Source organism: Streptomyces sp. NPDC030021, assembly GCF_055574035.1.
The window spans coordinates 17,230-27,598 of sequence record NZ_JBVIAH010000009.1 but is presented as its reverse complement, the minus strand read 5'-3'; the positions used below and the strand labels follow the sequence as shown (position 1 = coordinate 27,598).

8 protein-coding genes and 1 pseudogene are annotated in these 10,369 nt (G+C 69.4%); 2 read left to right on the top strand and 7 right to left on the bottom strand.

From position 1 onward, the window contains the following. Positions 1-560: 560 nt before the first annotated feature. Positions 561-2,150: an alpha/beta hydrolase gene (locus tag ACZ4YL_RS19270; RefSeq protein WP_468117784.1), complete on the bottom strand. Its 1,590-nt coding sequence runs from the start codon at positions 2,148-2,150 to the stop codon at positions 561-563. A gap of 194 nt (positions 2,151-2,344) precedes the next feature. On the opposite strand from ACZ4YL_RS19270, the gene ACZ4YL_RS19265 reads away from it, so the two are divergent. Further along, complete coding sequence (locus tag ACZ4YL_RS19265; protein WP_468117782.1) at positions 2,345-2,587, top strand: hypothetical protein; 243 nt, start codon at positions 2,345-2,347, stop codon at positions 2,585-2,587. Here the strand turns inward: ACZ4YL_RS19265 and ACZ4YL_RS19260 are convergent. The 3 genes and pseudogenes from ACZ4YL_RS19260 to ACZ4YL_RS19250 form a co-directional block, all read right to left on the bottom strand. Further along, positions 2,588-3,421: pseudogene (locus ACZ4YL_RS19260) on the bottom strand (IS5 family transposase). A 70-nt stretch (positions 3,422-3,491) separates the two neighbouring features. Continuing rightward, the gene (locus ACZ4YL_RS19255) at positions 3,492-4,679 is read right to left on the bottom strand and encodes a C40 family peptidase (protein ID WP_468117780.1); all 1,188 of its coding nucleotides are present in this window, start codon (positions 4,677-4,679) and stop codon (positions 3,492-3,494) included. Positions 4,680-5,427: 748 nt separating this feature from the next. Continuing rightward, complete coding sequence (locus tag ACZ4YL_RS19250) at positions 5,428-5,979, bottom strand: hypothetical protein (RefSeq protein WP_468117778.1); 552 nt, start codon at positions 5,977-5,979, stop codon at positions 5,428-5,430. A gap of 94 nt (positions 5,980-6,073) precedes the next feature. On the opposite strand from ACZ4YL_RS19250, the gene ACZ4YL_RS19245 reads away from it, so the two are divergent. After that, positions 6,074-6,586 (top strand): PadR family transcriptional regulator, encoded by a 513-nt coding sequence (locus ACZ4YL_RS19245; RefSeq protein ID WP_468117776.1) that lies wholly within the window; start codon positions 6,074-6,076, stop codon positions 6,584-6,586. Between the two features lie 455 nt (positions 6,587-7,041). Here the strand turns inward: ACZ4YL_RS19245 and ACZ4YL_RS19240 are convergent, their stop codons facing one another. From ACZ4YL_RS19240 to ACZ4YL_RS19230, 3 genes are all read right to left on the bottom strand, one after another. Further along, positions 7,042-7,464, bottom strand: a complete 423-nt coding sequence (locus ACZ4YL_RS19240) for a hypothetical protein (RefSeq protein WP_468117774.1) — start codon at positions 7,462-7,464, stop codon at positions 7,042-7,044. A gap of 144 nt (positions 7,465-7,608) precedes the next feature. Then, the gene (locus ACZ4YL_RS19235) at positions 7,609-8,880 is read right to left on the bottom strand and encodes an MFS transporter (protein ID WP_468117773.1); all 1,272 of its coding nucleotides are present in this window, start codon (positions 8,878-8,880) and stop codon (positions 7,609-7,611) included. A 528-nt stretch (positions 8,881-9,408) separates the two neighbouring features. Continuing rightward, entirely contained in the window at positions 9,409-10,326 is a 918-nt protein-coding gene (locus ACZ4YL_RS19230) for a LysR family transcriptional regulator (protein ID WP_468117772.1), read from the bottom strand. Positions 10,327-10,369 lie beyond the last annotated feature (43 nt).

The following is a 10,369-nucleotide window of genomic DNA, read 5'->3' as shown; positions in this document are numbered from 1 at the left end:
AGAGAAAAAAAAAAAAAAAAAACCCCCCCCCCCCCCCCCCCCCCCCCCCCCCCCCCCCCCCCCCCCCCCCCCCCCCCCCCCGCTGCCGTGTGTCCGGGGCCGGCTCCCGGACTCCCCCGAAGGGGTGACTTTCGCCCTCGCGTACGCGTAGGCGACGTGTGCGGTGCGCCCCAACTCACCCCGAAATCATGCTGATTAACAGTAAATCGGATCTTTCTGAATGTTTCGGGCCCGGTCCGATCGTCGGGCCGCCTCGGTGTGTGGATTGGGGTGTGTCGTGGTGCGTTCGGTGCGTGAGGTGTTCGACGAGGGTCAGGCGGCGGGCCGGCTGCGGGTGCCGGTCGCGGCGTGGCGGTGGGCGACCGGCTCGGGCCTGATCCCGGCTGCGGACGCCGGGCCGGGCCGGCGGTCGCGTGCGGTGGTGGAGGCCGCCGACCCGGGGGCGGTGCGTGCTGCACCGCGGGCCCGGCGCCGGCAGGGCGGTCGGCTCTCGATCGCGTTCCGGCGTCTGGCCGGTGTCCCTTCGTCCCTTCGTCCGGTATCCAGGACGATGGCAGGGTTCACGGCGCCGGCGACCCCTTCGGCTCCTGGTCGCGTGGCGGATTCTGACAGGTCACGTCCTTCGCGGGGAGCCGGCCCGTGGTGAGGTAGGTGTTGACGGGGTCGTTGGCGCAGGAGGTGGGGTCGGTGAGGTACACGCCGTGGCCCTGCCCGCCCTTCGCCAGCACCATCCGCGAGCCCTTCAGGGCGCGGTGCAGGCCCTGACCGCTGCTGAGCGGGGTCATCGGATCCCACTCGTTCTGCACGGTCAGCACCTTTGCCTGGTGCGTCATGGGCGTCGCGGCCTCCAGCGGCCGCTGCCAGAAGGCGCAGGGCTTGATGTTCGACGCGAAGTCCCCGTACAGCGGGTACTTCACCTTGTCCTGGACCGCGTCCCGCGCGTACTGCTCGGGGTCGCGCGGCCAGTTCTCCGTGTCCCCGCACACCACGGACCAGTAGACGGCGGTGCCGTTGTCACTGGGGGCGTCCGCCGGGGCGGGCCCGTTGCCCGGCGCTGGGGCGGCCGCCGTGTCGGCATCCGGCCTGGCGGCCCCCCGGCCGCCGGCGAGGAGCCTCTTCACGTCCGCCACCCCGGCGTCCGCCGGCAGGGGTGTCCGATCGGCTGCGGCTTTGATGGACCTCGTGATGATCGAGGCCTCGACCGGGGAGTAGAACACACCCGGGTCCCGGAGGTCGTCACCCGTGATCTTCTGCCCGAAGTAGTCGATCGCTTCCCGGTCGGCGCGCGCCACCAGTGCCCAGAACGTGTCGGACACCGCCTCGGGGGTCGCGCCGAGGCCGTATTCGGCCGAGCGCTCCGCCGCCCAGCGGGTCCACCGCTCGAAGGCCGGCCCGGAGCTGGTCGCCCACACCTGGTACATGCCGCGCCAGATGCTGTGCGGGTCCACTCCGCTGTCCAGCACGAAGCGGTCCGTCCGCTGCGGGAACATCTGGGAGTACACCGCGCCGAGGTAGGTCCCGTACGAGTAGCCCAGGTACGAGATCTTGCGCTCGCCCAGGGCGGCGCGGATCACGTCCATGTCGCGGGCCGTGTTGCGGGTGGTGATGTACGGGAGCACGTCACCGGCCTTCTCGCGGCACTTGTCCGCGACGTTGCGCGCCCACGCCACGTCCGAGGCGAAGCGCTCGGGCCGGTACGCCCCGCCGATGCCCGTCTCGGTCTGGTTCAGCCCGCAGGTGATCGGGCTGCTGGCCCCGACGCCGCGCGGGTCGAAGCCGATGAGGTCGTACCGGTCCCGTACGTCCTTGGGCATCTCCGTGCTCATCCGCATCGGCCGGTAGAGTCCGGTGGTGCCGGGTCCGCCCGGGTTGAGGAGCAGGACGCCGTGCCGCTTGGCCGGGTTCTCGCTCTTCACTCGGGATATCGCGAGGTCGATCGTGGGGCCTTGGGGGCGCTTGTAGTCGAGCGGGACCTTGAGGGTCGCGCACTCGTAGGTCGCCGGTTTGTCTGCGCTGCAGCGCTGCCAGACGGGCTTCTGGCTCATGTACTCGGGGGTGGACTGGGCGGCGGATGCCTGAGTAACGGCCAGCTGGGACAGGGTGGTTGCGATGAGTCCGGCGGTCGCCAACAGCGGTGCGAGGCGCTTCATACGTGCGGTGTCCCCTTCTTTCGGAGATTGCTTGCCTGCCCACCGTGTTGCATCGGCGGGTGGGGCGAATCCCCCGTAAGGGCCACTCCTTGTACAACTCACGTATCACGCGATATCCGGCCAGTTGGCCGACACGCGGCAGTGGGCCTGACGGCGCGTCGGCCGGACCGCGCCAGTCCAGACAGAGGACCGGCTTGCCCGGCTGGTCCACCGATGCGGACGCCGACACCCTTTCCGCCCTGTCCGCAGGCACGTCCGGACTGACCGTCAAGCACCTGGCCGCGCCCGGGACGCCGCCCCTGGCCGTCCGCGGCGAGGCCCGCGTGATCGACCGGTTCCGGTCGGGCTCGGGAGGCCTACGCCTCACGCTGGCCTGGCCGGTCGGCCTGCGCGGCACCGACGCCGTCCAGGCCGTTTCCTTTGGATCACCTCGCTGATCAGATGAAGATGGCGGCGAGGTGGAGTCCGGCGAGGTAGATGGTGGCGGTCTTGTCGTATCGAGTGGCCACGCCGCGCCACTGCTTGAGCTTGTTGGTGCAGCGTTCGACGGTGTTCCGTCGCTTGTATGCCTCGCGGTCGAGGGCCGGTGGCCTGCCACCGCGGCTGCCGAGACGCTTGCGGTTGGCGGCCTGGTCGGCGGGCTGCGGGCTCACCGCCCGGATTCCGCGCCGACGCAGGTGAGAACGGATCGCGCGGGACGAGTACGCCTTGTCGGCCAGGACCACGTCCGGGGCCACCCTCGGTCTGCCGACCGGCCGCGGAACCCGTAAGCGGGCCATGACCTGCGGGAACGCGGGTGCGTCACCGGCCTGGCCAGGTGGGATGACGAAGGCCAGCGGTCGGCAACGGCTGTCGGCGGCCAGGTGGATCCTTGTGGCCAGTCCGCCGCGGGACCGTCCGAGGGCATGGTCGTTGGGCTCGCCGGCCGGGGCCCCTTTTGGCGGGCCCCGGCGGCGTGCTGGTGGGCGCGGACGATGGTGGAGTCGACCGCGACGACCCAGTCGAGGTCGCCTTCGATGTCGGCCTGGGCGAGCAGCGCGGTGAAGACCTTCTCCCAGGTCCCGTCGGCGGCCCACTTCCGCAGCCGGTTGTGGGCACCTTTCCACGACCCGAAGTGCTCGGGCACGTCCATCCACGGTGTCCCGGTCCGGTACTTGAACGCGATCGCGTCGATCACCTGCCGGTGATCCCGTCACCGCCCACCCCCGTTTGGGCGTCCGATCCGGCAGCAACGGCTCGATCCGTGCCCACTGGGCATCAGTCAACGACACACATCAACCAACGATCCGATGATCCGAAGGAGACGGCCCGGGCCCTCTCCGGCGTGGCTGCTCTGCCGCGCTACTCGAAGGAGAGGGTGCCCTGGCCGGGCTGGCTGAGGTAGTTCTGCCAGCCGCTGGAGAGGGGTTGGTTGGCGCCGAAGCTGGTGCCGGAGCCGAGGTGGGTGGCGATGGTTCCGTCGGTGCCCTGGATGACAAGGTCGGCCTTGCCGTCGCCGTTGATGTCGGGGAAGGTCAGGCGGCCCTGGCCGGGCTGGCTGAGGTAGTTCTGCCAGCCGGAGGACAGCGGGACGTTCGCACCGAAGCTGGTGCCGGAGCCGTTGTTGAAATGGACGCCGATGGTGCCGTCGGTGCCCTGGACCAGGAGGTCCTTGTTGCCGTCGCCATTGATGTCGGCGTAGTACAGGCGGCCCTGACCGGCGCCGCCCAGGAAGTTCTGCCAGCCCGCGCTGACCGTGGTGCTGGCACCGAAGCTCGTTCCCGAACCCGGACGGAGCCCGATCGTCCCGTCGGTGCTCAACACCATCAGATCGGCCTTGCCGTCACCCGTGACGTCCGCACGGTTGTTGGTGTCCTGGATGTTGTCGTAGCGGCGGGGGCTGAAGGTGCCGTGGCCGCTGTAGTAGGGGTAGGGGATGCTGTGGTGGACGGCGCCGCTGCTGCCGGACTCCTCCAGCGCGTCGTACGTGGAGTGATCGGAGCTGGTCCATCCGTTGAAGATGACCACGTGGCCGCTGGCGCCCGAGTCGGGGTTGAGGAGGACGTCACCCGGCTTGAGGGACTCCTTGGCTATGGAGGAGGTGTAGTTCAGCAGGGTGCCGGTGGTCTCGCCCCAGTTGTTCCCGCTGGAGGAGTTCAGGTGCCAGGCCATGGAGACGAAGCCGGAGCAGTCGGTGCGGTACTTGCCGTTGGCGTCGGTGCGGTAGCTGGTCATGCTGTACGGCACGCCCGCGTCGACCCATGACTGGGCCCGGGCAATGACCTCCGCCCTGCTGATGCTGCCCCCTGCCGAGGAATCTGCGGTCACAGTGGCGAAGACGCCGACCGGCCGGCCTGCGGCCAGCTGCGCCGCCGAGGCGGTGGTCGGATTGGGCACGGTCGGGGTGAAGTGGGTCAGGAAGCCCGGGTTCGCCGCACTGGACGTGGCGGCCGACGGCGCCGGGGTGTCGGCGACGGCCTGACCCAGCGTCGTGGCGGTGACGGCGCCGACGACTGCGATGGACAGGGCGAGACGAATGGTCATGTTCATGACATTCTCCTGATGAGGTGGACGCGCAGGGGTTCTCCGGGTCCGGAGAACCAGGGGCTGAACGGTGAAGAGGGCGAACGGGAACACTGCCGCACGGGCGGCGCGGCGATCTGGCGGTGCGGTGGGCGCGGAGCGGTGCCGTGCGGAGGGTGCGGCGCGGGGCGGCGCGTCGGGCCGGGGTTCGGCTCGGGACTCCGACTCCCGCTCTCAGAGGTTCAGTCGGGGGTACGTCCCGTTCGGCGGCGTACCGGAGGCCGGTGGTGGACCTTGCACCCCAGGGGCGGCATGACGGCCGGGGCCGAGGGCCGGCGCCGGGGGGTCAGCTTCGCTACGAGGCGGTGCGGTGCGGTGCGGGGCCGTGCAATACGGTGCCATGTGGTGCGATGTGGTGCGGTTCAGGGCGGGGATGTTCCAGCGCGTTGTCCGCGCCGCGAAGGTGAGTGGCAGTCAGCCACCCTCGCCACCGGCCCCCGACAGGTGGGATGCCGATGCCGGTCGGCGTGCGTGTGGGCAGTACGCCCGTGAACCCCCCTGGTGGGCCTCGGCTCGCAGCCCCGGCCGGTCTTCCTGAGCCGACGGGCAGGTTCAGCGAGTGGGCGACGGCGGTGGTCGAGCGAGCGGACCTGGTCATGACGATCCCCCCGGATGGCCGTGCCGTGACGGGTGATGGGTTACTGATGACGGGTTACGGCTGATGGGCTGAGCGGAGCGTCCGGCGCCGAGTGCCAGGTACTGACTAGCCCTAGCCCTAGCCGTTGGCCCTGGCCTGAACAGTGGCGACGTAGCGCACGGTGAACAGCATGGGGACGACGAACCCGGCGGCCTGGACGAGTGTCGCCGTCGTGGAGTGGCCCTGGCCGGCGTGGGCGAGGGCCGCGAGGGCGCCCGCCGTGACGGCGAAGGCGGCCGTCCACACGGTGGTGATGACCACGTTGACCCGGACGAAGGGCTTGAGGCTCCAGACCTCGGGTGGGGTGGTGCGCTTGGCGATGCCCAGCGTGAACGGCTTGCCCGCGAGCAGCGAGGCCCCGGCGATGAGGGCCAGGGTGGCCGAGGAGAGCGCCGCCGAGTAGGCGTGTACGGCCGAATGGGGGTCTGTGAAGGAGACGGCCGCCAGGACCGCGAAGAAGACGGCCGAGCCGGCTTCCATGATCAGCGCGTCGAAGCCGACTCCCGTACGCCGCTGTTGGGCGATCACCGCCACCGCCACCAGCAGACCAGCGAGCGCCCCCCACTGCCACTGGGCGGACGGGACCACCGCGAAGACGATCCATGGAAGGAAGGTGCGTAAGTACGACATCGAAGACCCCCGAGTTGCTGACGTTCCTGTTCTGACATGTAGAAACTAGAATCTCCACACTCGACATGTCAACAGTGGAAGGTAAAGTGATGACATGAGCCTTCGACACGCCCTCCTCGGACTCCTGTCAGAGCGCCCCGCCAGCGGCTACGACCTGCTGAAGCGCTTCGAGACCTCTTTGGCCAACGTCTGGCCCGCCACGCAGAGCCAGATGTACACGGAGCTGTCCAAGCTCGCCGACAACGGGCTGATCAGCGTCTCGGCCCAGGGCCCGCGCGGCCGCAAGGAGTACACCCTCACCGACGAGGGTCTGGCGGAGCTGCGCCACTGGCTGACGGAGATCAAGCCCCAACGCAACACCCGGAGCGACATCTTGCTGCGGGTGTTCTTCCTCAACGTGATCACGCCGGACCAGGCGCGGAGCTACCTCACCGAACTCATGGAGCTGTCGGAGCAGGAGCACGAGGCCTTGCGCCGACTGGCCGACTCCATCGACTGGGGCGACGACCCGCTCTCGGTGAACGGCAAGATCGCCCTGGAGTACGGCCTCCGCTTCAACGCGATGCGCCGCGAGTGGGCCGCGTGGGCGTCCGACCAGATCCGCTAACGGCTGTCCCGTAGTCCCCGGCGGGCGCACGACGTCAGCTACGGCACCTCGCCGCGTTGTCGGAACGCCCGAATACGCCCAGTATGAGGACGCCCCTCCGCCTTGCGATGCACCGCATCTGACGCCGTGCGCTGATCCACCGGGGATTACGGGACAGCCCTTAGGCCGTCTCTTCCGGATCTTGCCGCTTAAGCCCGCGGTGCCAGGCGCCGCGGGTCAGGCAAGATCCGGAAGAGACGGCCTAGGCCTCCGGGCGGGCCGGTACGCCACGGCGTCGCCCATTCCGGGCCGGGCGAGGGCTGCGTGTGCAAGCGCCACGACTGCGGCGGCGTGGTCCCCGTCTCCTGGTGCCAGGAGCACGGCGACGCCGTGGGGCCGGTGTTGGAGTGGCATCCCGGCGGCGGGATCCGTTGCCCGCCTGGGCCGGATGGCCGACGGCAGCCCTGTCCGCGGATCTAATCGGTGAGGTGGGAGAGGGCGTCCTCGGCCCGGAGCTGGGTGAGGCGTTCGGCGGTTTCGTCAGGTCCGCAGACCTCGATGATGCGGGCGACGGCGCTGATGGCGTAGGTGGCGATCCACTGGGCGTCGTCGAGGTGGTGGCGGGGGGCTGCTCCCTCGTCGGCCAGGGCCATGACCGCGTCTGCTACGGGGCCGTGCATGGTGACGTGCTGGAGCCAGGCGCGTCCGGCGGGTCCGAGGACGGCCGGGCGGTGGAGGGAGATGTCGGGGTGGGCGACGACGGCGTCGTGGAGCAGCCCGGCGAGCTGCCGGCGCGCATACGCCGTCGTGGTCGGGCAGGCGGCGGTGTCGGCGGTGGCGGAGACGATGGCCTCCGGGTCGTGGGTGAGGTGGGCCGGCATCAGCCTCGCGGAGTGCACCGCCGTCGGCGAGCAGTCCGGGCACCGGCCCCTCCATCACTTCGACTCCGCGGGCTCCGAGACAGCTCCGTCGCCGCTGGGAGCCGGATGTCAACGAGCAACGCCCCCACCACCGGGCAGGGGCGTTGCTTGAGATGGTCTGTTTCAGGATGCCTTTTGATCGGAGGGCTTCTCGATCTCGGTGGTCACCCGTGCCCCTCGGAAGAGCACCGGGAGCCACAGGAGACAGGCCAGCAGGGGGACCGCGGCGTAGGTGGCCATGCCCACACCGGATCCCAACCCGTCCATGAGCGCGCCGAGGACGAGATAGCCGATGCCGATGAGCGCCGACTCCACGAATGCGATCATCGACAGCAGGCTCGCCCGGTGGCGCGACGGCACTGCCTCGTTGAACACGTTGTCCACGATCACGGCGGTGATCTCGGGAATTCCGACCAGGACCAGGAACGCGGCGATGGTGACCCAGACAAGGCCGAGGCCGCTCAGGCCGAGCGCCACGGCGAGCGTCAGGAGAGACACCGGGACGATGACCCGATACCCGATGCGCCGGTCCGCGCGGTCCGACAGCAAGGGAGTGAGTCCGCCGACGAAGAATCCCGCCGATATGACCACGCTGACCAATGCGGTGCCCGCTCCCTGATCGGAGAGGGTCTTCTGCGTAAAAATGATGTACGGCGTCAAAGTCGCATGCATCAATCCGGATACCACGACAAGCGTCACGAGCGCCGGCGTGGCGACCCGAAGCATCGCCCGCCATGCTGTGGCGTCGCCGTGCGCCTTCTCGGCTCCGTCCTGCTCGTCCACCGCGTCCGCGCCGCGGATCTCGGGCACCCGTGACATCAGCACCACCACGGCCAGGACGAGGCACGACGCCGAACCGACGTAGACGATTCCCCAGGAAAACTGCTGCAGTTGGCCGCCGAGGACGATGGCGACTCCCGAGGTGACCGTCCCGAGCATGGTGAACCGGGACTTGATCTTGACGTAGCTGGCCGTTGCACCACGACGCACGAGCAGGTCGTACAGCAGGGCGGTGTCCGAACCGGATACACATGCCATGCCCACGCCCTGGCCGATGAACAGCGTCAGGAACAACCAGTAGTTGGAGGACGTCACCTGACCGAGCAGGCATCCGGCTATCAGCACCTGGCCGATCACGATGCTGGCACGCCTGCCGATTCGGTCGGCGATGACTCCCGTCGGCAACTCCGCAAGTCCGCTGACCAGGTAGAGCAGTGTCTGAAGGAGGGCCACTTGCCCGGCGGAGAAGCCTCGCTGCTGAAGGAAGAGGACGAATACGCCACGCTGGAACAGCGAGTTGGCGAGCACGGCGTACACGTAGAACGGGCGCGTGACGCTTCGTGCTGCATCGTCGACTGCAGCCGAACCGCCAAGGGCCTCCGTGGTGTCGGTCATGCTGCGGGCTCCCCCTGGTGACTCCGGTGATCATTGGTGTTGGGCCTCCGCCGTCGACCGGAACCTCCTGCCCGTACTTCGCGCAGGACATCGGGCCGACCCTCCGGGAACCGTTGCCGGCGCTGCTGCCATCCTCGGTGGAGATGCCAAGTGCTGGAACCGGTAGCGTGCATCTCCTGGAAACGGTGGCGCACATCTCGGAGCCGGCGTGGGCGTGAGGTCAGGGAAATCCCGGATCCCGTCACTTGGTTCCCGGGAGGACGGTCAAGGGAGGCCGCGCACATCCGCGGAAGCCCCACCGCAGGCCAGGCCCCATCAAGGTGCGGGAATCGGGTGCTGGGGTCGAGGGTGAACCTGAGGGACGGTGCCCCTGCACCACGTGGTGGCCTGCGGCGATGGCCTGGAGTACCGGACCGGCCGTGTGGCCGCCGTCATGATCTTCTGCTTGGCGTTGAGCTGACGGTCTGGCTTGCCGCCGCCGCTTTCCGACTCGGGTCGAAGCGTTCGAACCGGCTCGACGGACCGGTCCTAGGCGGGCGGGTGGCAGGTGGTGCGATCCTGCCGCACGGCTGCGAGCAGCGCTGCGATGACGGCCGTGGTCGTCGGGTTCGCGGCTTCGGTGTGACGGGTCGCGGCGAACAGGAGGCGCTGGATCGGGTGGTCCTCGATGGGTGCCGTGCGGATTCCTGGTGAGGTCGGGTCGATGGCCGTTCGGGGGACGAGCGCGGTGGCGAGGCCGGCCCGTGCGAGGGTGAGCTGGGCGGCGATGTCGGCGGTGATGTAGCGCGTCGTGGGTGTGAAGCCGGCTTGGCGGCAGGCCTGCAGGATGGCCTGTCCGCAGTCCGTGGTCACCGGCGGCAGGGCGAGGCTGTGCGTGGCCAGTTCCCGCAGGGCGACGGGCCGTCCGTCGGCGTGGTCGGCTGCGGTGACGACGAGCAGTGGATCGTCGAGCAGCGGTGAGACCTCGATGCCCCGGGGTGTCGCGTCGGGTCGGTGATGGTAGCGCTGCCCCAGTACGACATCGACGCTGCCGAGTGTGAGTTCCCGCAGTTGCGCCTGGTCGGTGACGAGGCAGGTCACGGTGAGCTGCGGGTGGTGTGAGCCCAGTGCGGTGAGTGCGGGGGCCACGATCCTGGCGACGGTGGAGGGCAATGCGGCGAGCGTGGCGGTGGCACCGACCGTGCCCTTGGCCGCTGCGATGGCGCATTCGGCTTCCTCCACGGCGGCGAAGATCCGGTCGGCGTGTTCGAGGAGCACCCGGCCCGCCTCCGTCAGTGCCACGGTTCGCCCGTCGGGGCGCAGCAGGTCGACTCCCACGTCGTGCCGCAGCGCGGAGAGCTGCTGGGACACGGCACCGGCGGACAGCGCCAGTGACTGGGCGGCCGCGGCGATCGAGCCGCGGGCGGCGACGGTCTTGAGCATGTGCAGACGGCGTATATCCAGCATGATTCGATAGATTACCTAAACGGTTCCATCAGAAATCATCCCC

Coding starts and splice junctions, on each gene's coding strand:
- ACZ4YL_RS19250 (WP_468117778.1), bottom strand. CDS start 5,979: ATGTCGTACTTACGCACCTTCCTTCCATGGATCGTCTTCGCGGTGGTC.
- ACZ4YL_RS19230 (WP_468117772.1), bottom strand. CDS start 10,326: ATGCTGGATATACGCCGTCTGCACATGCTCAAGACCGTCGCCGCCCGC.
- ACZ4YL_RS19255 (WP_468117780.1), bottom strand. CDS start 4,679: ATGAACATGACCATTCGTCTCGCCCTGTCCATCGCAGTCGTCGGCGCC.
- ACZ4YL_RS19245 (WP_468117776.1), top strand. CDS start 6,074: ATGAGCCTTCGACACGCCCTCCTCGGACTCCTGTCAGAGCGCCCCGCC.
- ACZ4YL_RS19235 (WP_468117773.1), bottom strand. CDS start 8,880: ATGACCGACACCACGGAGGCCCTTGGCGGTTCGGCTGCAGTCGACGAT.
- ACZ4YL_RS19270 (WP_468117784.1), bottom strand. CDS start 2,150: ATGAAGCGCCTCGCACCGCTGTTGGCGACCGCCGGACTCATCGCAACC.